At 63.3% G+C, this 25,191-nt stretch carries 21 protein-coding genes and 2 pseudogenes; 19 read left to right on the forward strand and 4 right to left on the reverse strand.

Annotation, left to right across the window (positions count from 1 at the left end):
- Positions 1-67: 67 nt before the first annotated feature.
- A complete protein-coding gene (locus ACQCSW_RS02065; RefSeq protein WP_426989285.1) occupies positions 68-667 on the forward strand; it encodes a DUF4190 domain-containing protein in 600 nt (199 codons plus the stop codon).
- Positions 668-761: 94 nt separating this feature from the next.
- On the opposite strand, the gene ACQCSW_RS02070 is transcribed toward ACQCSW_RS02065, so the two are convergent.
- Positions 762-965, reverse strand: coding sequence for a hypothetical protein (locus ACQCSW_RS02070; protein WP_426989286.1), 204 nt, complete (start codon positions 963-965; stop codon positions 762-764).
- Positions 966-1,500: 535 nt separating this feature from the next.
- Between ACQCSW_RS02070 and ACQCSW_RS02075 the strand changes: the two genes are divergently transcribed.
- The 9 genes and pseudogenes from ACQCSW_RS02075 to ACQCSW_RS02115 all read left to right on the forward strand — a co-directional run bounded on the left by ACQCSW_RS02075 (position 1,501) and on the right by ACQCSW_RS02115 (position 12,894).
- Positions 1,501-5,610 (forward strand): RICIN domain-containing protein, encoded by a 4,110-nt coding sequence (locus ACQCSW_RS02075; protein ID WP_426989287.1) that lies wholly within the window; start codon positions 1,501-1,503, stop codon positions 5,608-5,610.
- A 104-nt stretch (positions 5,611-5,714) separates the two neighbouring features.
- Entirely contained in the window at positions 5,715-6,338 is a 624-nt protein-coding gene (locus tag ACQCSW_RS02080; protein WP_426989288.1) for a hypothetical protein, read from the forward strand.
- A 23-nt stretch (positions 6,339-6,361) separates the two neighbouring features.
- The gene (locus ACQCSW_RS02085) at positions 6,362-7,447 is read left to right on the forward strand and encodes a WxL protein peptidoglycan domain-containing protein (protein ID WP_426989289.1); all 1,086 of its coding nucleotides are present in this window, start codon (positions 6,362-6,364) and stop codon (positions 7,445-7,447) included.
- Positions 7,448-7,859: 412 nt separating this feature from the next.
- Positions 7,860-9,176, forward strand: coding sequence for an ABC transporter substrate-binding protein (locus ACQCSW_RS02090; RefSeq protein ID WP_426989290.1), 1,317 nt, complete (start codon positions 7,860-7,862; stop codon positions 9,174-9,176).
- A 70-nt stretch (positions 9,177-9,246) separates the two neighbouring features.
- On the forward strand, positions 9,247-10,206 hold the full coding sequence (locus tag ACQCSW_RS02095) for a carbohydrate ABC transporter permease (RefSeq protein WP_426989291.1): 960 nt from the start codon (positions 9,247-9,249) through the stop codon (positions 10,204-10,206).
- A pseudogene (istA, locus tag ACQCSW_RS02100) lies at positions 10,160-11,158 on the forward strand (IS21 family transposase); the annotation flags it as partial. The gene ACQCSW_RS02095 and the pseudogene istA, both read left to right, overlap by 47 nt.
- 61 nt (positions 11,159-11,219) lie before the next feature.
- Positions 11,220-11,847: pseudogene (locus tag ACQCSW_RS02105) on the forward strand (ATP-binding protein).
- The gene (locus ACQCSW_RS02110; protein WP_426989292.1) at positions 11,831-11,986 is read left to right on the forward strand and encodes a hypothetical protein; all 156 of its coding nucleotides are present in this window, start codon (positions 11,831-11,833) and stop codon (positions 11,984-11,986) included. The pseudogene ACQCSW_RS02105 and the gene ACQCSW_RS02110 overlap by 17 nt, the downstream one beginning before the upstream one ends.
- A complete protein-coding gene (locus ACQCSW_RS02115) occupies positions 11,983-12,894 on the forward strand; it encodes a carbohydrate ABC transporter permease (protein ID WP_426989293.1) in 912 nt (303 codons plus the stop codon). The genes ACQCSW_RS02110 and ACQCSW_RS02115 overlap by 4 nt, the downstream gene beginning before the upstream one ends.
- A gap of 69 nt (positions 12,895-12,963) precedes the next feature.
- Here the strand turns inward: ACQCSW_RS02115 and ACQCSW_RS02120 are convergent, their stop codons facing one another.
- Positions 12,964-14,049, reverse strand: a complete 1,086-nt coding sequence (locus tag ACQCSW_RS02120; protein WP_426990600.1) for a LacI family DNA-binding transcriptional regulator — start codon at positions 14,047-14,049, stop codon at positions 12,964-12,966.
- Positions 14,050-14,120: 71 nt separating this feature from the next.
- On the opposite strand from ACQCSW_RS02120, the gene ACQCSW_RS02125 reads away from it, so the two are divergent.
- The 9 genes from ACQCSW_RS02125 to ACQCSW_RS02165 all read left to right on the forward strand — a co-directional run bounded on the left by ACQCSW_RS02125 (position 14,121) and on the right by ACQCSW_RS02165 (position 22,763).
- Positions 14,121-15,038: a carbohydrate ABC transporter permease gene (locus tag ACQCSW_RS02125; RefSeq protein WP_426989294.1), complete on the forward strand. Its 918-nt coding sequence runs from the start codon at positions 14,121-14,123 to the stop codon at positions 15,036-15,038.
- Positions 15,039-15,041: 3 nt separating this feature from the next.
- Positions 15,042-15,995 carry a carbohydrate ABC transporter permease gene (locus ACQCSW_RS02130; protein ID WP_426989295.1) on the forward strand — a complete coding sequence of 318 codons (954 nt, stop codon included), beginning with the start codon at positions 15,042-15,044 and terminating at the stop codon, positions 15,993-15,995.
- A gap of 89 nt (positions 15,996-16,084) precedes the next feature.
- The gene (locus ACQCSW_RS02135; protein ID WP_426989296.1) at positions 16,085-17,440 is read left to right on the forward strand and encodes an ABC transporter substrate-binding protein; all 1,356 of its coding nucleotides are present in this window, start codon (positions 16,085-16,087) and stop codon (positions 17,438-17,440) included.
- 73 nt (positions 17,441-17,513) lie between these two features.
- Positions 17,514-19,283, forward strand: coding sequence for a glycoside hydrolase family 35 protein (locus ACQCSW_RS02140; RefSeq protein ID WP_426989297.1), 1,770 nt, complete (start codon positions 17,514-17,516; stop codon positions 19,281-19,283).
- Between the two features lie 39 nt (positions 19,284-19,322).
- Positions 19,323-20,309 (forward strand): aldose 1-epimerase family protein, encoded by a 987-nt coding sequence (locus ACQCSW_RS02145; protein WP_426989298.1) that lies wholly within the window; start codon positions 19,323-19,325, stop codon positions 20,307-20,309.
- 2 nt (positions 20,310-20,311) lie between these two features.
- A complete protein-coding gene (galE, locus tag ACQCSW_RS02150) occupies positions 20,312-21,334 on the forward strand; it encodes a UDP-glucose 4-epimerase GalE (RefSeq protein ID WP_426989299.1) in 1,023 nt (340 codons plus the stop codon).
- Positions 21,331-21,546 (forward strand): hypothetical protein, encoded by a 216-nt coding sequence (locus tag ACQCSW_RS02155; protein WP_426989300.1) that lies wholly within the window; start codon positions 21,331-21,333, stop codon positions 21,544-21,546. The genes galE and ACQCSW_RS02155 overlap by 4 nt, the downstream gene beginning before the upstream one ends.
- Positions 21,547-21,583: 37 nt before the next feature.
- Positions 21,584-22,186: a DUF1349 domain-containing protein gene (locus ACQCSW_RS02160; RefSeq protein ID WP_426989301.1), complete on the forward strand. Its 603-nt coding sequence runs from the start codon at positions 21,584-21,586 to the stop codon at positions 22,184-22,186.
- A 115-nt stretch (positions 22,187-22,301) separates the two neighbouring features.
- Positions 22,302-22,763: a hypothetical protein gene (locus tag ACQCSW_RS02165; RefSeq protein ID WP_426989302.1), complete on the forward strand. Its 462-nt coding sequence runs from the start codon at positions 22,302-22,304 to the stop codon at positions 22,761-22,763.
- Positions 22,764-22,913: 150 nt separating this feature from the next.
- Here ACQCSW_RS02165 and ACQCSW_RS02170 read toward each other — a convergent pair whose 3' ends face one another.
- A complete protein-coding gene (locus ACQCSW_RS02170) occupies positions 22,914-24,368 on the reverse strand; it encodes an amidase (protein ID WP_426989303.1) in 1,455 nt (484 codons plus the stop codon).
- Entirely contained in the window at positions 24,361-25,104 is a 744-nt protein-coding gene (locus ACQCSW_RS02175) for a Type 1 glutamine amidotransferase-like domain-containing protein (protein ID WP_426989304.1), read from the reverse strand. The genes ACQCSW_RS02170 and ACQCSW_RS02175 overlap by 8 nt, the downstream gene beginning before the upstream one ends.
- Positions 25,105-25,191: the final 87 nt, after the last annotated feature.

A 25,191-nucleotide genomic window follows, 5' to 3' on the forward strand; every position in this document is an offset into this window, starting at 1 on the left:
GCGGCGATAGGCCTGTAATGCAGGCGGCGGTAGGCTGGGAAACGAAGACTTCGAATGGGGAAAAACCATGACTGACCAGCCAACTCCGCGCCCTGATTCGCAAGGGTCCGGTGCCCAGGGACCAGGTGATTCGCCAGCAGGCTACGAGCCGCCGCAGTTTGTGCCGCCGCAGGGTCCCAGCATTCCGGCGCCGCCTCTTTATGACCAGAACCAGTACGACCAGAATCAGTACGGCCAGAACCAGTACGGCGCAGGCCAGTACAGCCAGCCGGGGCAGTACAGCCAACCTGGCGCGTACAGCCAGCCTGGCGGTCAGTACGGCTCGCCGTATGCCCAGCCTGCAAGCCCTTACGGCCAGGGTGCCAGCCCGTATGGCCAGCCGGGGTATGGGCAACCCGCTTACTACGGCATGCCGGCCCAGCAGCCCAAGGGCCTGAGCATCGCCAGCATGGTCCTCGGTATTTCCTCGGTCATCCTTGGCTGGTTCATGATTCCGCAGATCGCCGCAATCATCACCGGCCATCTGGCCCTCCGCCGTGAACCCTCCGGCAAGGGCATGTCCATCACCGGGCTGGTCCTTGGCTACCTTTGCCTGCTGGGTTACGGAGCGTTCTGGCTGCTCCTCATCATCGGACTGATGGCGTACAGCTCCACCTACGGTTACTGAGCCCGGTCGAAGCTGACCCCGGCCTAAGCAGACTCCAGGCAGCGGAAAGGCCCCCGTTGGGGGGCCTTTCTTCAGGTGGGCCTGACTGGCAAAATCAGACTGTCTCACGCCTGCGCTCAGCAGCCGGTTCCTGGGCTTCGTGGGTCCTCCGGCGACGCGGGAAGGCCCAGAAAGTGAAGTCCTGGGCCGTGTAATGCGGCTCCGGACGGTCCGGCGGTGTTTCCTGCCGCGCTTCGGGCTTCCGGTCGGCTTCCTTCTTGGCGCGCCACCCGAAATCCTCCATCGATGAATAACACATCACAAACCTCCTCATAGTGACTGCCCCTTAATCGTCCTCCGGATCGGTCGCGGAGTCGATACCGGACGGGACCCCTTGAAGTCCAATTTCCGCAACGGTTGCGGACGCCCAAGCAGCCGTGCGGCATCGGGATCCTATGGCCATTCCCGGGGCAATGCTCCACTGCAGGTGAAATTTCTCCCGCAGGCGGTAAGGGCCTCAAATTGGGTAAGCGCATACCGAATGAGAGCGGAGCTACATTCCGCGCAAAGCGCGCAGTTTCAGTCTTGACGGGTTTCACAGCTGCAGGTATGTTTACGTAACCACCCCCGTGTTAACGTAAACATGAATGGATCGGATTTAGACAATGTTGTCGACCTCGAACGCAGCGTGGCGTCATCGCATCGTTGCGACAATCGCCGCATCAACCCTCGCCCTAGCTACACTCCCATTGCTGTCCCCAGCCGCAACCGCTGCGGACAATCCTGTACTCCTGACCCCGAACCCCGCCCAGGCGGGACCTGCGTTTAAGGGGTGGGGCACGAGCCTCGCCTGGATGGCCAATGCTACCGGCCAGTATCCGGAGGCTATCCGCAATGATCTGATTGACAAGGTCTTCGGTGTCGACGGACTGAACCTCAACATCGCCCGCTACAACATCGGCGGCGGCAACGCCACCGACATCCCCAACTACCTCCGCCCGGGCGGAGCCGTTCCCGGCTGGTGGAACCCGGCTTCCGGACTCTCGGACCAGGCCGGCCCGATCAGCACCAGCTACGCGGACCGGGACCGGTTCCTTGCAGCCTGGAGTGGCGCCAACGCCTCGGATTACAACCTCGACGCCGACGCTTCGCAGCGGGCCTGGATCGCTGCTATCAAGAACAAAGTGACCAGGTGGGAGGCATTCAGCAACTCGCCCCCCTACTTCATGACGCAGAGCGGCTACGTCAGCGGCGGGCTCGACCCGAACGCAGACCAGATCAAACCCGAAGCAATCGGCAAGTTCGTCAACTACCTCAAGACCGCCGCCCAGCACGTTGAGCAGACCGCGGGCATCCGTTTCGATACGATCAACCCCCTCAACGAGCCCAACACGGACTACTGGAAGACCACCATCGGCGGCAACGGCCAGCCGAACGGCGGAGGACAGGAAGGCGCCCACGCCGGCCCCGCCCTGCAGTCCCAGGTGCTGACTGCCATGGCAGCCGAGCTGGCGGAAGCCGGAACCACCACGGGCGCAAAAGTCTCCGGTCCGGATGAGACCTCCCCCAGCAAATTCATCGAAGACTGGAACGGCTGGACCCCGGAAGCGAAGCAGGCCGTGAGCCAGCTCAACGTCCACACGTACTCCACCGGAGACCGCATGAAGGTCCGCGACGTCGCCAAGGCTGCCCACAAGCCGCTGTCGATGAGCGAAGTGGAAGGCAACTGGGGCGGTGACTCGTGGAATCCGAACAGCATAAAGAACGGCCTCGGCATGGCCACCCGTATCACCGATGATCTTCGCGAGCTCGACCCCGAATCCTGGGTGCTGTGGCAGCCTGTCGAGGATCTCTACAACATGGAGCTCGTCGAGAAGAAGAACTGGGGCTCCGTCTTCATCGACTTCGACTGCAACGCCGCCGGCAACTCGGCCCGCCGCATCGCAGATGGTGCCGCCGATCCTTCCTGCCGCACCGCGGTCAATTCGAAGTACAACACCATCCGTAACTTCACCCACTACATCGCACCGGGCGACCGGATCATTCCCACCAGCGATGCCAGCACCACCTCCGCAGTGAAGAGCGACGGCTCCGGGCTCGTCATGGTGCACACCAACGAATCCGACCTGGCCCGCACCGTCAAGCTGGACCTGTCCAAGTTTGGCACCATCAGCGCCGGCGCCACCGTTACCCCGGTGGTTACCACCGAGTCACCGGCCAGCAACCCCACCGCCAACGCACTGGTGAGCGGCACCGCCGTCGCCATCGATGCCGTTACCCGCTCGGCAACGCTGACGGTACCCGCCAACTCCGTCACCACCTTCGTGATCAACGGGGCATCCGGCGTCGCAGCCGATGCGCCCGCACTGCAGGACGGACAGTCCTATAGCTTCGTGGGCGTCCAGAGCGGCAGGGCCCTGACCGCGTCGGCCGGAAGCCCGGCGACTGTGCTGGGCGACTCCGTCGCCTCACCCACCCAGGTCTGGAAAGCCACCCGGATCGCCGATGAGGACGGCACCACCCGTGACCGTTACGTCCTGAGGCTCGCTGACGGACGCGCCCTAGCAGCAGATGCCAACGGCACCGTCCTGAGTACACTCACCGATGCCCAGGCCGCCACGGACACCTCCGCCCAGTGGCTCCTGAGCACCACGGACGGGACCTCGTTCAGCCTCCTCAACGCCGGTCGCGAACAGGTATTGGATGTTTCAAACCAGTCCACGGCCTCCGGCTCCTGGATCGGGTTGTGGACCTCGAACGGCGGCGCCAACCAGGCGTTCACGCTGCGGAGTGCGAGCGTAGGTACTGGCTACACGAGCTTCAGGCCCGGCCAGGACTGGCAGGACGACTCAGGCAATCTGATCCAGGCGCACGGCGGGCAAGTGGTCACTTCCAAAGACGAGACCGGCCGCACCATCTATTACCTGTACGGCGAGGACCGCACCAACGGCTACCACTCGTCACCGGGCGTCCATGCCTACAGCTCCTACGACCTCTACAACTGGAAGGACCGGGGCGTTGCCCTGAAGGCGATGTCATCCGCTGACCAGTTCACCACCGACCCCTACTTCCAGGGCCTGTACTCCGGCTACTCCGCTGCACAGAAGACCGCCGTGTACCGTGACCTCGGAACCGTGCCGGTCAACGGCGAAACCCCGCCCATCCTCGAACGGCCCAAGGTCATCTACAACGCGGCCACCAACAAATGGGTCATGTGGGTCCACGCCGACGGCCCCTCGGCGACGTCGACCGCGCAATACGCGAAGGCCAATGCCGGCGTCGCGGTTTCCGATTCACCCTTTGGACCGTTCCGCTACATCGACAGCTACCGTCTCCACAAGGCAGCTGCCGGCGATCCCACCAACTTCGCGCCGAACAATCCGGGCATGGCCCGGGACATGAACCTCTTTGTGGACGATGATGGCACTGGCTACATCATCTACTCCAGCGAAGAGAACAAGACGATGTTCATTTCGAAGCTCAACGCGGACTACACAAACCTGTCGGCATCACCGGACACCGCAGTGGAGGGCGTCGATTTCCGGCGCACCTTCGTCAACCAGTCCCGTGAATCGCCGGCCATCTTCAAGTACCAGGGCCGTTACTTCAACATCACCTCCGGAACCACCGGTTGGTCGCCGAACCCGGCCAGGTATGGCACGGCAACCAGCATCCTCGGTGACTGGACTGATCAGGGCGAACCGTTCAGCAGCGATGTCGCGTGGAACTCCAACAACTCACAGCCCACTTCCGTCATTCCGGTCGATGCCGCTAACGGCAAGTTCATCTACATGGGTGACCGCTGGAACGGCGGGTCTGACCAGGCCCTGGCCACCGCGCCCATGGTCTGGCTGCCCATCCAGATGGGCGAAGGCGGCAAGTCCATCAGCATCCTCTCCCCGTCCGAATGGCACCTTGAGGACCTCAGCGGCAACGCCGCATGGAACGTGACTGGAGTTCCCGCCAGCCTCAATGTGGGCCAGACATTCAGCGTCAACACCGTGACGGTCACCCAGAACGGGCAGAGCACCTCCCAGCCCGTGACCTGGCAGGTCACCGGCAACACCAACACGGCCGGAGTCATCACCGCCACCGGTACGCTTGCCGGCTTTGGCGGCCGCACGTTCACCCGCACCATCCCGGTTGTGCCTGCGGGCGTCCGCTACGCAGTGAACGCCGGCGGTCAGCAAACGTCCGACTGGACCGCGCTGATGGCCGCTGCCGCACAGGGCGGAGCTGTCCTGAACAGCAAGGCCGACCAGGCGTACGGCGCGGACCCCGCAACCGGCAAGACGTGGGGCTACGAGAGCCAGGACAGCGCCGTTACCGGCACTGCCGACGGCAACATCTTCACGACGCTCCGCTACGCCACCCAAGGCCGCGACCTCACATACCGCTTCAACGATCTGGCACCGGGAACCTACACGGTGTACGCCGGCTACTACGACCCGTGGGCACAGTGGAATAACCGCGGTGCCAAGGTGACCGTCAACGGCGTCGTGGTGGAAGCCGACCACGCCTACAGCGGGGAATACCAGTCCGCTGCCTACCAGAACGTCACGGTAGGTACCGACGGGAAGATTACGTTCTCGCTCAGCCCAACGAGGGGGCCGGACGTCCAGCTCAGCTGGCTGATGATCGCCAACCATGTCCCGGCCCCCATGACGTCGCCGACCCTGAACGTATCCGCGGTAGCAAGCACCAAGTGCGTTGCCGGCAAGGCAGTGGTGAACGTGCAGGCGACCAACAATGAAGCATCATCGGTCCAGATGAAGTTCACCTCGGTCTACGGGACCAAGTCCTTCGCCCAGGTCAATCCCGGTGCGAGTGCCGTCTACTCCTTCGCCACCCGCGCGAAGACCATACCGGCCGGCACCGTGGCAGTCGAGGCCAAGGGCACGGTGAACGGGCAACCGGTCACCGTGACTAAGAATGCGGCGTACGGCGCAGTGTCCTGCAACTGACTCAGTGCCGGTGGCCCGTCACCCGGCGGGCCACCGGCACTGCCCTCCCATTTCCGACCGATTTACCCCGGCCCTAGGTCGGACCCATGCAGAGGATTTGTCAGATGAACAAAATCGGATTCGCTGTCCGGTGCTCCGCCGTCGCGGCCGGGACGGCAATGCTTTTCGGTGTGGCCGGAATGGCCATGGCTGATGAGAACCGCGGCGACCAGGACGTGGACGTCAATGTCCAGATCAGCCAACCGGAAGAACCCGGGGTCCTGGCCATGAGCGTTGCGGGCACCACTACAACGCTCACCGAGGACGGATCCACACCTATGGTCAGGCAATTCAAAGGCACGCTGCCGACGGTGACGGTTACCGACACCCGGGCAGCGGATCAGATCCCCCTCGGCGCCGGTTGGTACGTCCTGGGAACGTCGACCGATTTCGTGGGCGGCTCGGGTCAGCCCGCCATCAGTGCCGCCCACTTGGGCTGGCAGCCGCAGCTCATCGACGGCGGGGAGTTGGGCTTGATCGCTGAAGGCGGCCAGGTGGGCACTGCGATGGACTCGGGGCCGAATGCGGTTGGACTGGTTGACCAGGAGCTACTCGCGCTGGCATTCGATTCCGGCGCCATTGCGACTGAAGGCCAATGGACGGCGACGGCGGACCTCTTCCTGCGTACGCCTGCAACGGTCACTCCCGGCGACTATGCCGCGCAGCTGACCCTGTCGCTGTTCGAATAGCCCGACGCTAACGTCCTCCGCCCATGGAACCTGACACACGAGCCCGGGCCGGCGTCGGCCTTAATCGCCGCATCGTCATCGGCATCCTTGTGGTTGCTGGGACCATCCTGTCGGGCATCGGCGGCGTGCCCGCAGCGTCCGCCACCAACGACGATACCGGCAGTACTCCCATTACTTGGGCCGTGGGCCCGTCTGGCGCCTCGGGCCCGGACGGGCGCTCGTGGGTGGAGCTTGAACTCGATCCCGGGGCGACTGCCCGCGACCACTTCGCTGTCCGGAATCTCGGTGACCGTGATGTTACGTTTTCCCTCACGGCGGCGGACGGGTACTTGACCCCCACGGGGCGCTTCAACATGCTCCCGTCGGACAAGGAGTCGATGGACGCAGGCACGTGGATCTCCATGGAGAAGACGGTCAACGTGGCCGCAGGCGGGACGACGGTGGTGCCGTTCACCGTCAAGGTGCCCGGGAACGCTACTCCAGGCGACCACGCGGCGGGTATCGCTGCCTCCACTTTCTCCGAAGGCGCCCAGGACGGTGCACGGCTGGGCGTCGAAAGTCGTATTGGATTCCGGGTGATGACCCGGGTAACAGGAGAGGTCCAGCCGCGCCTCGAGGCACAGGCAGAGGGCAACTATGAAACGTCCTGGAACCCCTTCGAGCCGGGGTCCGTCGAACTTTCCGTCGTCCTTGAAAACACCGGAAACGTCAGGCTCTCCGTGGACGGTTCCACCACACTGAACGGTTCGCGTGCACCCGCTGCAGGGACTGAAGAGGCCCGTCCGATGGAGCTCATGCCTGGTGACCGGCGAACGCTCCACCTTCAAAGCCGGCAGGTGTGGCCACTTGGCATCATGACCGTGCCGTTGACCGTCTCACAGGGAGTCGTCGCCCCGGACGGCTCGATCAATGGCCTGGAGCCGCTTCTGCAGGACGTCGCTGTATGGGCGATCCCTGTGCCGCAGTTGGTTATTATTTTTGCCCTGTTCCTTGTGACTTCCGGATCCTTCTGGGGGCGGCGACGCCGGGACAAGCAGCTCGCGAGCCTCGTTGCCGAGGCGCGCGAGACCGGGCGCCGTGAAGCAGAGCACCGACAGGTGGTTAGGTGAAGTTCGGGAAGTTTGTTGGAACGGAATTGGATGTCCTGTCCCGGCTCTTCCCGGGACAGGAGCCGACGTGCGCGGCGTGTCTGTTTCAGGCTCCATCGCCCGCGGAGGCGGAGTCCTTCTGCGGGTCTGCGCAAAGGAGCGTGCTGCGGCCGAATGCCGGCGACCTTCCCTCTTCTGACAAAATTTGGCTCATTCCATTGCCAACCTCCTAATGTTTACGTAAACTTTAAGTACATTGATGTTTACGCGAACATCGAGGTTGAGGTCGGGGTCGGTCAGGGCTTATTTCCACGAAGAAACTAGCGACTTGCTGCCCTAGCAGGGGCAGACTGAGGCTCTTCGGTATTTACCAAAAAATGCAAGACATGCGTGCGCGACGATGCACACAGAACCACGATCCATAGGAGCAGTCATGGCAACAAATTTTGGTCCCTTTCTGGCGTCGGCGGATGCCGGTCCAGGGCGGAGGACTTTCCTCAAGACGCTGGGGATCGGGGCCGTGGGACTGGCAGGCATTCCCCTGCTCTCTGCCTGCACCGGCGGTTCGGGCCCTGCCGGTCCTTCTGCATCTAGCAGCCTGACGTTCGGTTCAGGATCCTCGGACGAAGTTCCCCGGAACGCCTACAAGGCAGTCGCTGATGCCTTCACGAAGAAATCCGGCATTGCAGTGGCCACCAACGTGGTGCCCCACAACGACTTCCAGAACAAGATCAACTCCTACCTCCAGGGCAGCCCGGATGACACGTTCACGTGGTTTGCCGGATACCGCATGCAGTACTACGCCGAAAAGGGGTTGCTGGCTCCTGTCGACGATGTCTGGGAGAAGATCGGCGGGAACTTCTCGGAGGCCATGAAGAAGGCCTCCACCGGCCCGGACGGCAAGTTGTACATGGTTCCCAATTACAACTATCCGTGGGGATTCTTCTACCGGAAGAGCTTCTGGGCAGAAAAGGGCTATGCAGTCCCGGCCACCTTCGACGAACTGACCACGTTGGCTGCCAAGATGAAGGCTGACGGGATCATTCCCATCGGTTTCGCTGACAAGGATGGCTGGCCCGCCATGGGCACGTTCGACTACATCAACATGCGCCTCAACGGCTACCAGTTCCACATCGACCTGACAGCCCACAAGGAGAGCTGGGACCAGAAGAAGGTCAGCGACGTCTTCGACACGTGGAAGGCACTCCTGCCCTTCCAGGATCCAGCGGCCCTCGGCCAGACCTGGCAGGATGCGGCCAAGGCCCTCGAAGCCAAGAAGACCGGCATGTATCTGCTGGGCTCGTTCGTGACGCAGCAATTCACGGACCCGGCTGTCCTGGCAGATATCGACTTCTTCCCGTTCCCCGAGATTGCAGTGGAAGGAACCGACGCTGTGGAAGCCCCCATCGATGGCTTGCTGCTGTCCAAGAAGGGCGGCGAGAACCAGGGTGCCCGCGACTTCATGGCGTTCATGGGCTCCGCCGAAGGCCAGGATGCCTACGCCGCCGTGGATTCCTCCAACATCCCCACGGTCAAGGGCGCAGACACTGCCAAATTCTCGCCGCTGAACAAGAAGTGCGCAGACACCATCGCCAACGCGAAGTACATCAGCCAGTTCCTGGACCGCGACGCGTTGCCGGCCATGGCGAACAACGTGATGATTCCTGCTTTGCAGTCCTTCATCAAGGACGGCAGCGTCGATGTGAAGAACCTCGAGGCCCAGGCCAAATCGCTCTACGCGGCACAGTAGCCGACCCGCAGGGGCCAGACGCGGATAACTTCGAATCTGGCCCCTGCGCCCATCACCAAAAGGATTTCGCATGAGTACCACAGCCAAAAAACCGGCTTCCCCCAATAGCGGTATCCCCGCCGGCGGAGCCCAGCACCGGACAGCAGGCGTCCAGGCTGTTTCCGGAAAACCACGCAAAAGGAGCGGAAAGGTTCGCCGGCTCAGCCGCCGCGACAAGATCGTCCTGGCGGTCATGGTCGGTCTTCCCACACTCATTCAGCTGCTGTTTGTCTGGCTGCCCACTCTGTTCTCGATTGGGCTGAGCTTCACCCGTTGGAACGGCCTTGACCTTGCCGACATCCGGCCGGGCGGAGCAGACAACTATGAGTTCATCAGCCAGAACTATCCGCCATTCTGGCCGGCTATCCAGCACAACGTGCTCTGGCTCGCCTTCCTGGCGCTCATCGCAACCCCGCTGGGCCTGCTGCTCGCAGTGCTGCTGGACCAGAAGATCCGGGGCAGCAAGATCTATCAGAGCATCTTCTTCACCCCGGTGATGCTCTCCTTGGCCCTCATCGGCATCATCTGGCAGCTGTTCTACAACCGCGACAGCGGACTGTTGAACTACCTGCTCGGCACCGCCGGCACCCCTCAGGCAGTCGACTGGTTCGGCGATTCGAACGTCAACATCTGGGCCGCGATGATCGCGGCCACATGGCGTCACGCGGGGTATGTGATGATCCTGTATTTGGCCGGCCTCAAGGGCGTGGATCCAACGCTTAGGGAAGCGGCCTCGATCGACGGAGCCAACGCGGGTCAGACGTTCTTCCGCGTGGTCTTCCCGGCCATGCGTCCGGTAAACATCGTGATAGTGGTCATCACCATCATCGAGTCCCTGCGGGCGTTCGACATCGTCTACGTCATCAACCGCGGTACCAACGGGCTGGAACTGCTCAGCGCGCTGGTGATCCAAAACCATGTGATCGCTCTATGGCGAGCACGCCGACTGGTCCGGTCCCACGATGCAGCTGCTGGATCCGACCACGGGTGAGATCTCGAAGGTGTATTTGTTCGTCGCCTGCCTGCCCTTCAGCCGGTATGCGTTCGTGGAAGCGAGCCTGGATATGCGGCAGGAGTCGTGGCTGCGCGCCCATGCGGCGATGTTCGCCTTCTTCGGCGGCAGCGTCCCGCGCCTGGTGCCCGACAACCTGAAGACCGGGGTGATCTCCACCCCCGGGAGGGAGAGGTCGTTCTCAATGACGCCTACCGCGAGATGGCGGCGCACTACTCGGCCGCGGTATTGCCGGGCAGAGTTCGGGCTCCGAAAGACAAGGCGAGCGTCGAGAACACGGTCTCTCATGTCGCGACTGGGTCATCGCGGGGCTCAGGCACGAGCAGTTCACGTCCCTGGCGCAGTTGCGCACCCGGGTCTATGAGCAGATCGATGCCTATAACCGGCAACCGTTCCAGAAACGCGCCGGGTCCCGGCTGAGCGTCTTCACCACTGAGGAACTGCCGCTGATGCAACCGCTGCCGGCAGCCCCGTTCGAGATCAGCACGTGGTCCTACCGGCGCAAGGTGAACAAGAACGCCCACGTGGTCTGGGCGAAGAACTTCTACTCCGTCCCCTTCAGCCACATCGGCTCGCTCGTTGACCTTCGCGTCACGGACACAATGCTGGAGGTCTATAAGGCTGACGAGCGCCTGACCAGCCACCTGCTGCTGCCGGCAAGCACGGTGAATCAGTTTCAGACGAACGACGCGGACCTGCCCGAGGGGGCAGTTGGCAGGCCTGGGACCGGGCCCGGATTGAGGACTGGGCAGCCCGGATGGGCCCGGCCACGGTGACGGTGATCGGCAAAATCTTCGAAGCAGCCTCCATCGAGGAGGCCGGGTTCGACCCGGCGTTGGCAGTGCTGCGCCTATCGCGCCGGTTCTCCCCGGCCCGGGTCGAAGCGGCCTGTCAGCTCGCGCTGCGAGGGCCGATCCGCTCCCCGCGGTATCTACTACGCCGGTGGGACCCGTTGAGCCGTGGACGGGGAGACCAAACGCAAGCTCAGGGAGATGAACGCGAGCGAGCTGCTCGAGGCCATCGACACCCAGGACGAGACGCTGTCGATCAGTCTGTCGTTCGAAGAGCGGGTGAGGCTGGTCGTCGATGACGCCTACTCCACCTTCATGCACTCCAAGGTCGCCGGCCTGATCCGGCGGGCGGGGCTGCGTTATCCGAACGCGGATTTACGCCGCATCGACCTGCTCGACGAGCGCGGCCTGAACCGGCCGCTGCTGAGCCAGCTCGGCACCTGCTCGTTCGTGGACCGGCAGCAGAACGTCGAATCACCGGGTCGGGGAAGTCGTATCTGGGCTGCGCGATCGCCAAACGCGCCTGCGAGCACCGCGTCCGCGCCCACTACGTCCGCATGCCCGACCTCGAGGAACCTGATCGCCGCTCAAGTCCCGGCGGGTCCGGAAGTTCCTCCGTAAATACGCCGCGTTCATGGACCGGCCGACAGAGTCGATGCGCACCATGCTGCTGGAGCTGATGGAGCGCCGTTACGGCGAAACGTCGACGGTGTTCTGCACCCAGCATTCGCAGAAGGACTGGCACCAGCGCCTCGGCTCCGGTGTTCATGCGGACGCGATCATGGACCGGATCATCCACAACACGATCTGGGTTGAGACGGGCACCTGACCGCGCTGGCCAGCGCGTAATCGGCGAAGGCCAAGTGATCGGCGTCGGTTCGGCCCTCGCCGTCGTGCTGCTGGTGGTCTCTCTGGTGCCGATTGTCTTCTACCTCATCCGCACCTTCGGCAAGGAGAAAGAGGCATGAGCGTCATCGCCCGCACCCTTCCAGTCCAGAACAGCAAAACCGGCCAGGCTAGCAAAGGCGGCAAGCGCCACTACGGGACGCACATCTTCCTCATGGTGATGGCCGCGATGTGGCTCACTCCGCTCGGCTGGTCCCTCTACACGGCACTCCGGCCCAAAGCCGACACCGACAAGTACGGCTATTTCAGCGTCGGAGGCAGCTTCGGCTTCGAGAACTTCGTGCAGGCCTGGAACCAAGGAGGATTCTCCAAATACTTCCTGAACTCGGTCCTGATCACGGTCCCCGCGGTCCTGCTGACGCTCCTCTTCGCGTCCATGATGGCCTTCGCGGTTTCACGCGTCAGCTGGAAATTCAACATCACCCTGCTGATCATGTTCACGGCCGGCAACCTCCTGCCACCGCAGGTCCTGGCCGCGCCGCTGTTCGAAATGTTCAAGCATGTTTCCTTGCCCTATTCGTTCAGCGATTCAGGCAATCTGCTCAACACCTACATCGCTGTCATCGCGGTGGACACTGCATTCCAGATCGGTTTCTGCACGTTTGTGCTGTCCAACTACATGAAGGCGCTCTCAGCAGACCTGACGGAAGCGGCGCTGGTGGATGGGGCCGGTATCTGGCGGCAGTACTGGAACATCATCCTCCCGCTGTGCCGTCCGGCACTCGCGGCCTTGGGGACCCTGGAAGTCATCTTCATCTACAACGACTTCTTCTGGCCGCTGCTGTTCATCCAGAGCGGGGACAGGCTGCCCATCACCACGGCCATCAACAACCTTCAGGGACAGTTCCTGAGCAACTACAACCTGATCGCGGCCGGCGCCATGATCACACTCATTCCCACCCTGCTCATCTATCTGGTCCTGCAGCGACAGTTCGTGGCCGGACTCACCTTGGGCTCCAGCAAGGGGTAACAGAACACAGCATGCTGGCTGCGGTCGCGGGTCATCCCCGTGGCCGCAGCTTCGCCATGCCTCGGACCCTCACTGCGCAGGAGCGGCTGTGCTGTTGCGGACCATGAGGCGTGTGGGCACTTTCGTGACGTCATTGGCCGGGCTGTTGCCGGCTATTTGCTGGAGCAGGTTTTCGATGCTCAGGCGTCCAACTGCGTGGAAGTTCTGATGAATGGTGGTCAATGGCGGCCAGAAGGAGGTCGCCTCCTCGAGGTCATCGAACCCAACGATGCTGACGTCCTCCGGAATGGCACGACCGAGTTCGTGCAGGGCGCGCATCGCCCCCAGCGCCATCTGGTCGTTCGCCGCAAAGATGGCGGTGACCTCGGGGTTGCGGCCAAGCTCCAGTCCAAGTTGGTAACCGGATTCCGTCGACCAGTCGCCGTGTAGGACAGGCGGCGCGTCGATCCCGGCTTCTTCCAGGGTTTGCTTCCAGGATTCAGCCCGGTGCAGCGCCGAGAACGACGACGTGGGGCCGCCGATGTGCCAGACCTGTGTATGTCCGAGGTCAAGGAGGTGCCTCGTGGCCAGGCGGGCGCCCTCGGCCTGGTCAGTATCCACCATCGGATAGCCGGACCCGGCGTTGGAGTCGATCACGACAGCTGGGAGGTCCTCGGGCAGCGTGATGTCAGCATCGTCGAGCAAGTGGGCCTCAAAAATGATGACGACGCCGTCAACCTCCTGCTCCCGTAGCCGGTGGTATGCCCCGGAGACGTTGCCGGTCGTAGCGTCCGACAGCGGGATGAGGGTGATGGAGTATCCGGCCTGCGAGGCGGCCGTGGCAATCGCGTCCAGCGTGCGCATGTTGCCAAAGCTTGAGAGCGTGAACATGATGACCCCGATGGATTTGAACTGGCCGCTCTTGAGCGCCCTCGCCGCCCTGTTAGGCCGGTAGCCGAGCTCCTTCATGGCCTCCAGGACGCGCTTCCTCGTGGATTCTTCGACATTCGTGAGGCCGTTCGAAACCCGCGAGACGGTCTGCGAGGACACGCCGGCAACCTTCGCCACGTCCGCGATGGACGGACCCCTTGCCGCGCGGTTCGACCTCCACCCCGCTTTCCGCGTGCCGTTGGGAGGGTTGGCGGGGGAATTGGCTTTTGTGCTTTCCTCTTGCATGTTCACCTAAACATGCTACAGTTCTTCTCAAGATGTTTGCGTAAACATAGCGAGAAGAGATTCAGATCATCATGACAACGACGTCGCCGGTAGCCGACGCACCACCCGCCGTGAGAACCCGGAAACACACTGGACGCTGGATGGGGTGGGCGTTCGTCGGACCCTTCATGTTCGTCTTTGTGCTGGTATTCATCGCCCCGGTCCTCTACGCGTTCTACCTGAGTCTTTTCCAGAACCAGATGGTCGGGGGCGACAGATTTGTGGGGGCGGCCAACTACCTCCAGGCTCTTGCCGATCCGCAGTTTTGGGACTCGGTGACCAGGGTGGCCGTCTTCCTGGTGGTCCAGGTTCCCATCATGTTGTTCCTGGCGCTGTTTGCTGCCCTGGCACTGGACAGCGGCCGCCTGCGTGCGGCGTCGTTCTTCCGAATTTCGATCTTCCTCCCATACGCGGTGCCGGCCGTGGTGGCGACGCTGATGTGGGGTTTCATCTACGGTCCGAGGTTTGGCTTGTTCGGCAGCATCAACGACTTCTTCGGCCTAAACCTTCCGGAGCCACTCTCTGCTGGCTGGGTCCTTACTGCGATCGGGAATATTAACACCTGGGAGTTCACCGGGTACAACATGCTGATCTTCTACTCAGCGCTCAAGGTCATTCCTGCCGAACTCTATGAGGCGGCCAACCTTGACGGTGCTGGCCCACTGCGGGTCATCCGGAGCATCAAGCTTCCCTCCATTCGGGGAGCCATCGGCATCGCAACCATTTTCTCGGTCATCGGCAGCTTCCAGCTGTTCAATGAGCCGAACATCCTCAAAGCCCTTGCCCCGAACTCGATCAGCTCCTACTTCACGCCCAACATGTACGCGTTCAACCTCTCGTTTGCCGGCCAGCAGTTCAACTATGCAGCGGCGATCTCCATCATCATGGGCGTCCTCACCGTGATCGTTGCCTACATTGTCCAGATTTCCGGCTCGCGAAAGGATGCCTAGCCCATGTCCATACGTTTGAGCCCTCCCGAGACCGGCGCGCCGTCCCCAGAAAGGATGACGCCGGCGTCGAAGTTGCCAGTTCCGAAGTTCGCAGCTCCGCGCCGCGGGGGTGCCAGCCGGAAACGCTCGTCGATCCTCCTCACGATAGTGATGGGCGTGATGGCGGTGTACGCCCTTCTTCCGCTGTTCTGGTTGCTCGTTAATTCCACGAAAACCCAGTCATCCCTGTTCAGCTCATTCGGTCTGTGGTTCTCCGGCGACTTCGCCTTGTGGGAGAACATCACCGGCGCTTTGACGTACAACGACGGCGAATTCCTTCGCTGGTTGGCTAACACGGTGCTGTACGTCGTGGTGGGTGCCGGCGGGGCGACGTTCCTCGCCACCCTGGCCGGCTACGGACTGGCCAAGTTTGATTTCCCGGGCAAGCGCGGCGTCTTTGCCGTGGTCCTGGGTGCTGTCGCCGTTCCCGGGACTGCACTTGCCGTCCCTACCTTCCTGATGTTCAGCCAAATGGGTCTCACCAACACGCCATGGTCGGTGATCATCCCGTCGCTGATCAGTCCCTTCGGGCTCTACCTCGTGTGGATCTACGCCCTCGAGTCGGTGCCCACCGAAGTGCTCGAAGCGGCCCGGATGGACGGGGCAGGGGAGTTCCGGACGTTCTTCACCATCTCGCTGAGGATGCTCGCGCCGGGATTCATCACGGTCCTGCTGTTCACGGTGGTGGCCACGTGGAACAACTACTTCCTGCCGTTGATCATGCTGAGCCAATCAGCCTGGTATCCCCTGACGGTGGGCCTCAACAGCTGGAACGCCCAGGCGACCACGGCCGGAGGCGAGGCCATCTACAACCTCGTGATCACCGGATCCCTGCTGACCATTGTGCCCATCGTGGGCGCGTTCCTCTTCCTCCAGCGCTACTGGCAGTCAGGACTGTCCGCCGGAAGCGTGAAGTAAAGGAACGTACGACGGCGGCCTCCCGCCGTCGTACGTTCCCCCAAACGCATGACCTGTCCCAAGAACAATGACGTGAAAGGCACCAAACCATGAAGAACTCCAACCATTTGCGGCGGGCAGCAGCAGCCGTCCTGGCCGGCAGCCTCCTTGTCGGCAGCCTCGCCGCCTGCGGCGGCTCCGCATCAACCGGAAACGCCGCCAGCGAGGGAGCAAGCGCCGAGGACATCGCCAAAGCGCTGCAGACCGAAACGACGCTCACCGTCTGGGGCTGGGCCCCGCAGCTCGAGCCGATCGTGGAGGCCTTCGAAGCGAAGTACCCCAAGGTCCACGTCAACCTCGAAAACGTCGGCACCGGCAACACTCACTACACAAAGCTCCAGAATGCGGTGAAGGCCGGCAGCGGTGCCCCCGACGTCGCGCAGATCGAGTACAGCGCGCTACCGCAGTTCGCCCTTTCCGACTCGCTGGTTGACCTGGACGGATACGGCGCCGGCGAACTGGAGGACGACTACACGGCCTCCACCTGGGGCTCGGTGAACCTCAACGGCGGCATCTACGCCCTCCCGCAGGACTCCGGCCCGATGGCCATGTTCTACCGGGCCGACGTCTTCGAAAAGCACGGCATCGCCGTCCCCGCCACCTGGGACGAATACGTTGCGGCCGCCAAGACCCTGCACACCGCCGACCCCAACGCGTACATCACCAGCGACACCGGCGACGCCGGCTTTGCCACCAGCATGATCTGGCAGGCAGGCGGACAGCCGTACACCATCAACAGCACCACTGACGTGGGCGTCAACCTCCAGGACGAAGGCTCCAAGAAGTGGACCGGGACCTGGAACACCCTGGTCAAGGACGAGCTGCTGGCGCCGGTCACCAGCTGGAGCGACGAATGGTACAAGGGACTTTCCGACGGCAGCATCGCCACGCTGATCATCGGCGCCTGGATGCCCGCCAGCCTGGAATCGGGTGCGGCTGCCGGCAGCGGCAACTGGCGCGTAGCCCCCATGCCGACCTATGAAAAGGGCCGGGCCGCAGCGGCCGAGAACGGCGGCGGCGGCGACGCCGTGCTGAAGCAGAGCAAGAACAAGGCAGCGGCCTACGGGTTCCTCCAGTTCTCCAACGGCCCCGAGGGTGCAAAGATCCACGCCGCAAACGGCGGGTTCCCGTCCACCACTGCCGATCTGGAAACCGACTCGTTCCTGAACGCAGCCAACCCGTACTTCGGCGGCCAGAAGATCAACGAAGTCCTGGTCCAGGCCTCCAAGGACGTTGTCCCGGGCTGGCACTACCTGCCCTTCCAGACCTACGCCAACAGCATCTTCAGCGACACTGTCGGTCAGGCCTACGGCTCCCGCAGCGACCTGAACGACGGACTGAAAGCCTGGCAGGAAGCCACCACCAAGTACGGCCAGCAGCAGGGCTTCACCGTTTCCACCAAGTAGGACGCGGCGGAGGTCCGGGGCCGCACCACGCGGCCCTGGACCTCCGCTCCACCATCAGATTGGATTCCCTCCCATGCCAACCTTCACTATCGGCGAGCAGGACTTCATGCTTGACGGTCAGCCCCGTCGCATCCTCTCCGGCGCCCTGCACTACTTCCGCGTCCATCCGGATCTTTGGGCCGACCGGATCCGGAAGGCGCGGCAGATGGGGCTGAACACCATCGAAACCTACATCCCCTGGAACGCCCATGCTCCCGCCCCGGGGACCTTCGACACCACCGGCGGCCTGGACCTGGGGCGCTTCCTCGACCTCGTCGCCGCGGAAGGCATGCACGCGATCGTCCGGCCCGGACCGTACATCTGCGCCGAATGGGACAACGGGGGACTGCCCGCCTGGCTCTTCGACCGTGGCGCTTCGGCCATCCGTGCCGATGACCCCGTATACATGACGGCCGTATCCCGGTACTTTGAGCAGCTCGCACCGATCCTGGTTCCGCGCCAGGTGGATGTCGGTGGCCCGATCATCCTGATCCAGATTGAGAACGAGTACGGCGCCTACGGCGCTGACCGCTTTTATCTGGAAAAGCTCGTCAAAATCAACCGGGAAATCGGGTTGATGGTGCCCTTCACCACTGTCGACCAGCCCCAGGACGACATGCTGGCCAACGGCAGCCTACCGGAGCTGCACAAGACAGGGTCCTTCGGATCCCGCGCCGCCGAACGGCTGGACACGCTGCGCCGCCACCAACCCACCGGACCCTTAATGTGTTCCGAATTCTGGGTGGGGTGGTTTGACCACTGGGGCGCACACCATCACACCACCACCGTGGAGCAGTCCTCTGAAGAACTCGATGTGCTGCTGGGCCGTGGCGCATCGGTGAACATCTACATGTTCCATGGCGGCACCAACTTTGGCCTCACCAACGGAGCGAACGACAAGGGCGTCTATCAGCCCATCGTGACCAGTTACGACTACGACGCGCCCTTGGACGAAACGGGAAACCCCACGCCGAAGTATTGGGCCTTCCGTGACGTGATCTCGAAGTACACGGAACTCGACCACGACGATGTCCCGGCACCGCAGCGGCCGGGCGCCGAACTGACCGTCCCACTGACCAAGTCACTACCCCTCTGGGAGTGCATCGACAAGCTGGGCTACTGGACATCGCACGGTGGCCTGCGGACCGCTGACGACATTGGACACTACTCGGGGTTCACCCTATACCGCACCAGAATCGACCTCACGGGGCCCGCGGTCCTGACCTTTGACGAGGTCCGTGACCGCGCGCAGGTCTTCCTCAACAGGCAAATCCTCGGAACCCTGTCGCGGGACCACCACGAGAACTCTGTGGCTCTACCTTCCGATGCCAGTGGAACGCTGGAGATCCTGGTGGAGGACCAAGGGCGCGTGGACTACGGACCCCGGCTCGGGGAAGCGAAGGGCCTGATCGGTGCAGCCAGGATTAACGGCACCATTCTTCGGGACTGGGACCTTCTTCCACTTCAGCTGCAGGACATCAGCCCCGTCAATGAGGCACTGGCGGAGGCATCGTCGAGCCAGGACAGCGGGGTGACAGGTCCGGCCTTCGCGCACGGAAGCTTTGACCTCCTCGAACCCGCAGACCTGTTCCTGGACACCAGCGGGTGGACCAAGGGAGTCGTCTGGATCAATGGCTTCTGCCTCGGACGGTACTGGTCACGCGGTCCCCAGTCCACGCTCTACGTTCCGGGGCCGCTGCTGCGAAAGCATGGCAACGAGATCACGGTCCTTGAACTCCAGACAGCCAGCACCCGGACTGTTTCCTTCGTCGCAGCCCATGACCTGGGCCATACCGACTTCTGACATGCGACCGACCAACACACAGCAAAGGACGATCCGCCCATGAATGATCTGCTGGTGAGCGGGCTGGCTTCACCCACAGGCCGGCAGTTTGGGATCTGTTCTGACCGTGACGGCCATGTGGTCAGGGCGGTCATGACGGAGATCGGCGGCACCATCCGCAGCCTCACTGTGGATGGGGAGCCGCTGATCGAGGAATTTCCGGAGTCGGGGCTCCCGGAGCACTGCGAAGGGCAGATTCTCATTCCCTGGCCCAACAGGGTCCGGGACGGACAATGGCCGCACGACGGGCAAGTGCTACAGCTGGACGTCAATGAACCACAGCGGGGCAACGCCCTTCACGGACTGGTAAAGGACCAGCCACACACGATGGTTCGCCAGTCTGACACCGGGCTGACGCTTCGTGTCCAGGTCCTGCCGTGCGAGGGTTACCCCTTCGCCGTGAACGTCGAGACAACCTATTCGGTGACTTCTGAGGGACTCACGGTCCGGCACGTGGTGACCAACGATTCAGCCCGGCCGGCTCCCGTGGCCATCGGCTCACACCCCTACGTCCGGGTGGGCGCTGCACTCACCGAGGATCTCGCACTCACCGTCAACGCCGCCTCATACCTTGTGGTGGATGAACGGTTGAACCCGACAGGGTCCGCGCCGGTGGCTGGGACCCCGTTCGACCTGTCAGTCGGGGCAACAGTGGGCTCCCTGGACCTGGACACCGCCTTTTTGGATCTCACGCCCGCTCCGGACGGGACGTATCGGCACACCCTCGAGGCCCCCAATGGAGACACCGTGGACGTGTGGGGCGACCACAACTACGGGTACGCCCAGGTTTACACAACCAACGAGTACCCGGGGGCCGGCGGTTCGCGGACGGCGATCGCGCTGGAGCCCATGACCGCGCTTCCGGATGCCTTCAACTCCGGGGCCGGCCTGCGCTGGCTCGATCCGGGGGAGAGCTGGTGCTCATCCTGGGGTATCTCACACAACTTCAGCAACCGACGCGGTACCAAAGATAGAGGAGGCAAGTAGTTATGGCATGGCTTGTAACAGGTGGGGCCGGATACATCGGTTCGCACGTAGCTCGGGCACTCATGGATGACGGCCACGATGTGGTGGTCATCGACGACCTGTCCAGTGGCCGCCGCGAATTCGTGCCAAACGGCGCCACCTTCGAAGAAGGATCCCTGCTGGATCCCGTCTTTCTCAACGACGCCTTTGCCCGTCACGACGTGGCCGGTGTGGTTCATCTGGCGGGCTTCAAGTACGCAGGGGTCTCGGTCGAGTGGCCGCTCCACACATATTTCCAGAACGTAACCGGAACCGGCAACCTGCTGGCTGCCATGGAAGCGGCCTCCGTACAGGCGATCGTGTTCTCCTCCAGTGCTGCCGTCTACGGGAACACCGCAGCTGAATTTGTGACCGAAACGACCCCCACAAACCCCGAATCCCCTTATGGTGAGTCGAAGCTCATCGGGGAATGGCTCATAGCTGACCAAGCACGGGCAACCGGCCTGCGGCATACCTCACTGCGATACTTCAACGTCGTTGGCTCGGGAACCCCGGACGTGAGCGACACGAGCCCCCATAATCTCTTCCCGCTGGTGTTCCAAGCCCTGAAAGCAGGCAAGACACCGAAGATCTTCGGCACGGCCTACTCCACCCCTGACGGCAGCTGCGTCCGGGACTACGTCCACGTCTCCGACGTCGCGGCAGCCCACGTGGCAGCTGCCCGAAAGCTGCAGGACGGCGTGGAGCTGGAGACGATCTACAACCTGGGCAGCGGCTCCGGGGTTTCGGTCCGGGGGATCATGACCGAAATGGCCGCAGTTACAGGTGTACCTTTCACCCCGCAAATCTGTGCGGCCCGTCCGGGCGATCCTGCCCGCATTGTGGCATCCGGCGAACTGGCGCTCCGCGATATCGATTGGAAGCCCCGACACTCCCTCCGCGACATGATTTCGAGCGCCTGGATCGCAGCCGGCCATGAAAGCAGCATCGCCGCTTTGGCAGTTCCTCGTCCTAACCCCACCGCACATTCAAAGGAGAAACCATGAACGAGGACCCGGAACTGCTGGCTACCATCACCGCCACCACCAAAACCACCCTGGATGACGACCTCAACACCGCCGTCCGGGCAGCTGAGCTGGTGGCCCAATGCGACGGTCGCCGGGGCGTTCTGGTTACCAGGGTTGACTATGCGTCCTTCACTGTCGAACTGTCCCCGGACGTTCCCTACGGCTTCACGTATGAAAAGCAGAGATTCTGAAGAATGACCTGGTCTGATGAACAGAAAGGTGTAGGAAATGATCCCCGACATGGCAGGGCTACCACCACTGGCCTGGACATCCGCAGCAGGTCAAGTCAGCTACGACGAGGCCGGGAACGCACTGACCCTCACGGCTGCTCCGGGCGTGGATTGGAGCAACGATTCGATCGGAGGAGAGCAGCAACACCGCGCCTCGGCACTGGGCTTTACGGCTCCCGCGCACTTCTCGCTGTCGGCCAGGGTCATGGTTGTCTCTCCAAGGACAACCTTTGACGCTGGAGTGCTGAGCCTCTGGGCGGACAAGGACCACTGGGCCAAGCTCTGTTTCGAATACTCTCCCAAAGGGGAGGCCATGATCGTCAGCGTCGTCACCAACACGTATTCCGACGACTCCAATGCAAATCTCGTTTCGGGCCCATGGACGTATCTGCGGGTCAGCCGACTGGGCCCTGCATGGGCCTTCCATTCATCCGCCAATGGTTTGGACTGGTGCTTCGTACGCGTGTTCCGACTGCACACGGACAAATCCGTGCGCGTGGGGTTCCTGGCCCAGGCGCCGATGGGGGACAGTTGCGTGGCGCGCTTCGACAGCATCGAATTCACCAGTCACTCGCCCTCAAACCTGCGCGACGGCAGCTAATCTCTTCGATAATCGCGACCAATTTCGGGACGCGCGACCATGGTGGTCAGGACCGGGATGCGGACTGGCACAGTCCAGTGGGCAGCTCCGTGGGCACCGCTCGGACACCTATGCCTTGGGCAAAGTGGCGGAAGAGGCGATGTGGGCCCAGCTCGTACGCTGGGAAGCGGACCTGAGCATCAGCTCGCTTCGGTTCACCAATGTTGTCGCCCCGGGCGACTACGGCACCTTCGCCCGGGCATCGGATCCCGCGTACCGCCTTGATCTGACGTTTAGTTACATCGACTCAAGGGATGGAGCGACGGCCGTTGCGCTCGCGCTTGAGCAATCGGTGCCCGGCTTCGAGGTGTACGACGTCGCCGCGTCGGACACCGGCAGTGCGATCCCCGCAGCAGAGCTCGCCGCACTCCACTTCCCCGGCGTCTCGGTGTGCGTCCAGGGCTTGGCGAATTTGAAACGCTCGTCTCTATCGACAAGGCCCGGAGCCGTCCCGGGTTCGAACCGGCCCATCTGTGGCGCGACCAATATGCCACAGACCAAGCTGAAGCCAGTAGGCGCTGTTTTCGCTGACGTGTGAACACGATGGCTGTCGTATCCAGGTCAGCCCGCTGTTGGCACGTTCATCGAAACCAAGGCACCGGCGCTGTCTAAGGCGATGCCGGTCTTTCCTCGTTATCGTCCTCCGGATCGGCCCCGGAGTCGACACCCGGAGCAATTCAAACTGGCATCAGAAGCCGAGCTGGGCCGCTACCTGGAGCAGGAGCATGTCCGATCCCGGCGGCCCCACGAGCTGGATTCCCATCGGCAGGCCATGGGCCGGTTGCCCGCCGGTCCAGTACACCGGAATTGTGATGGCCGGCAGGCCGCAGACATTCACCATGGAGGACCACGGGGCGAATTCGCACTGCCGGCGGTAGTCGCCGTCGGCATCCCCGGGCCATTCCGCAGCCGGCCATGGTTCGTCACCGTGCGTGGCGCCCGTAAACCAGCCCACAGGGCGGGGCGTCTGCGCTAGGGCCGGCATCAGCATCAGGTCCCAGCCGCCGTACTGCGTGATGGTGTCGCGCTCGAATTGCCGCAGGAACGCCAGTGATTCATTGAGCTTCGCGGCGCTGCGCTGCTGGGCCCGGCGCCTGAACGTGCGCGTCAGCGGGGCCAGAAGCGCTTCGCGGTGCGGACTGATCCGGGCAGTTCCGACGGCGGCGGTCCACGCGCTGGTGAAGGCGTCCGGGTAGCGGTTGTCATAGCGGATGGCGGCTTCGCTGACGGCGTGCCCGGCATGCTCCAGCATTTCGAGGCCCGCCTGCAACGCAGCCAAGGCTTCGGGTTCCGGCGTGAACGGAAAGGTGGTGGACCACGGGCTGTCCAGGGTCAGGCCGATGCGAAGCGGGCGCGGTTCGTGTGCCACAGCGTGGAGATAACTGCCGGCAGCGGCCGGCGCCAGCGCATCCAGCAGCAGGGCCGCGTCGGCGGCGCTACGGGTAAGCGGTCCCGCCACAACCAGGCGCGCGGGATCGCCTGAACTCTCGCCGGACGGCACTACGCCGCGGCCGGGTTTGAGGCCCACCAGGCCGCAGGCGGCTGCCGGGATGCGGACGGAACCGCCGCCGTCGGTCCCTGGCGCGAACGGAAGCAGGCCCGCTGCCACCGCGGCAGCGCTGCCCCCGGAGGAGCCGCCGGAACTCCGGCTCGGGGCATGGGGATTGCGCGACGGCGGTGCGATGCGGTTTTCGCTGTACGCCGTAAGTCCAAACTCCGGAACCTGCGTCTTGCCCAGTGAGACAACGCCTGCGGCCCTGAGGACAGCGGCCAGGGCGCCGTCGGCGGGCGCCGGTTTGTGGTCAAGTGCAGCGCTTCCGTGGGTGGTCACCACGCCGGCGACATCGGTCAGGTCCTTGAACGCCACCGGCATGCCGTGCAGGAGTGGCAGGCCGTCCGCGCTGCCTACGGAGTCCTGCGCGGAGTCGTTCCCGAAGTCTTTTCGGAACCGGGCGTAGCGGGCATCGGCGGCCGCGGCATCGGACATCGCCTGATCTGCCGTGACCGTGACGAAGGCGCCCAACAACGGATTCTGCCCCGCAATTCGTGCCAGGAAATGTGCAGTGGCGTCCCGCGCTGAGAGCTCTCCGGCGTGGAGCGCATCCCGGAGTTGGACGGCGTTCAGTTCGTGGATGTCAGCCAAGGAAGCGAGGCTCCAGGCGTCTCTCGGAAGCGGTGGCCCCACCCGCCCCACCGGCTTCCGCGGTGACGATGTAGGCGCCCTTGCCCCGGACTTCGGCAACCGCTTCCACAAGCTCCGTGCCGTGATAGACCAGCCCCACGCCGTCGTCCGTGCAGTGCGTTTCCCCCAGCTTTCCGTCAGCCACGAGCCGGTGCACCAGCGGGCGCCGCCTTTCCTCGGAGTCGTAATGGACGCCATTGGCGTAGGGGAGGAAGGCCAGGCCATTGGTCACTGCACGCAGCTCCGGCCCAAACGAATCAGTGGTGCCGCCTTGGTACCAGCAGATGGATCCGGCCGAAACCCCCGCCAGCACAACTCCGTGCTGCCACGCGCGGTGGAGAATCCCGTCCAGCCCGTGGGCGCGCCAGACGGCAAGCAGGTTCGCCACGGAGCCGCCGTTCACCCACACCACATCCTGCTCCAGGAGGTGAGCCTCCGGGTCCGCGTGGTTGGGCATGGTGAAGAGGTTCAGGTGGCTGAAATCGAAGCCCGCCAGGCGCGCAGCCTCGTCCATTTCCGCATTGAACCCGTGCTGATCCCCTGCCGCCGTACCCACGTGGGTGACCCGCGGCGGCCGTCCGCTGACGCCGGAAAGCTCCACGGCGTAATGCAGCAGGCGGTCAAAATCCAGGCGTGTCCGGACGCCCGGCTTGTAGCCTCCGGAGGTGGCCAGGATGGTGGGCTGGTCAGCGGGCAAGGATTCTCCTAGGGGTCATCAACAGCGTAACTTGTCCCCGGTTTCAGGAACGGGCACATCGGCTGGCGCTAGGCTGGACGGAGACCC

The sequence above is a fragment of the Pseudarthrobacter sp. Y6 genome, assembly GCF_050156205.1.
Lineage (GTDB): Bacteria > Actinomycetota > Actinomycetes > Actinomycetales > Micrococcaceae > Arthrobacter.

What these genes read in the sequence shown, in the direction of transcription:
- ACQCSW_RS02130 (WP_426989295.1), top strand. Translation starts at nt 15,042, where the DNA reads ATGTCCATACGTTTGAGCCCTCCCGAGACCGGCGCGCCGTCCCCAGAA.
- ACQCSW_RS02070 (WP_426989286.1), bottom strand. Translation starts at nt 965, where the DNA reads ATGTGTTATTCATCGATGGAGGATTTCGGGTGGCGCGCCAAGAAGGAA.
- ACQCSW_RS02090 (WP_426989290.1), top strand. Translation starts at nt 7,860, where the DNA reads ATGGCAACAAATTTTGGTCCCTTTCTGGCGTCGGCGGATGCCGGTCCA.
- ACQCSW_RS02085 (WP_426989289.1), top strand. Translation starts at nt 6,362, where the DNA reads ATGGAACCTGACACACGAGCCCGGGCCGGCGTCGGCCTTAATCGCCGC.
- ACQCSW_RS02155 (WP_426989300.1), top strand. Translation starts at nt 21,331, where the DNA reads ATGAACGAGGACCCGGAACTGCTGGCTACCATCACCGCCACCACCAAA.
- ACQCSW_RS02160 (WP_426989301.1), top strand. Translation starts at nt 21,584, where the DNA reads ATGATCCCCGACATGGCAGGGCTACCACCACTGGCCTGGACATCCGCA.
- galE (WP_426989299.1), top strand. Translation starts at nt 20,312, where the DNA reads ATGGCATGGCTTGTAACAGGTGGGGCCGGATACATCGGTTCGCACGTA.
- ACQCSW_RS02080 (WP_426989288.1), top strand. Translation starts at nt 5,715, where the DNA reads ATGAACAAAATCGGATTCGCTGTCCGGTGCTCCGCCGTCGCGGCCGGG.
- ACQCSW_RS02065 (WP_426989285.1), top strand. Translation starts at nt 68, where the DNA reads ATGACTGACCAGCCAACTCCGCGCCCTGATTCGCAAGGGTCCGGTGCC.
- ACQCSW_RS02075 (WP_426989287.1), top strand. Translation starts at nt 1,501, where the DNA reads ATGGCCAATGCTACCGGCCAGTATCCGGAGGCTATCCGCAATGATCTG.
- ACQCSW_RS02095 (WP_426989291.1), top strand. Translation starts at nt 9,247, where the DNA reads ATGAGTACCACAGCCAAAAAACCGGCTTCCCCCAATAGCGGTATCCCC.
- ACQCSW_RS02125 (WP_426989294.1), top strand. Translation starts at nt 14,121, where the DNA reads ATGACAACGACGTCGCCGGTAGCCGACGCACCACCCGCCGTGAGAACC.
- ACQCSW_RS02145 (WP_426989298.1), top strand. Translation starts at nt 19,323, where the DNA reads ATGAATGATCTGCTGGTGAGCGGGCTGGCTTCACCCACAGGCCGGCAG.
- ACQCSW_RS02120 (WP_426990600.1), bottom strand. Translation starts at nt 14,049, where the DNA reads ATGCAAGAGGAAAGCACAAAAGCCAATTCCCCCGCCAACCCTCCCAAC.
- ACQCSW_RS02135 (WP_426989296.1), top strand. Translation starts at nt 16,085, where the DNA reads ATGAAGAACTCCAACCATTTGCGGCGGGCAGCAGCAGCCGTCCTGGCC.
- ACQCSW_RS02140 (WP_426989297.1), top strand. Translation starts at nt 17,514, where the DNA reads ATGCCAACCTTCACTATCGGCGAGCAGGACTTCATGCTTGACGGTCAG.
- ACQCSW_RS02115 (WP_426989293.1), top strand. Translation starts at nt 11,983, where the DNA reads ATGAGCGTCATCGCCCGCACCCTTCCAGTCCAGAACAGCAAAACCGGC.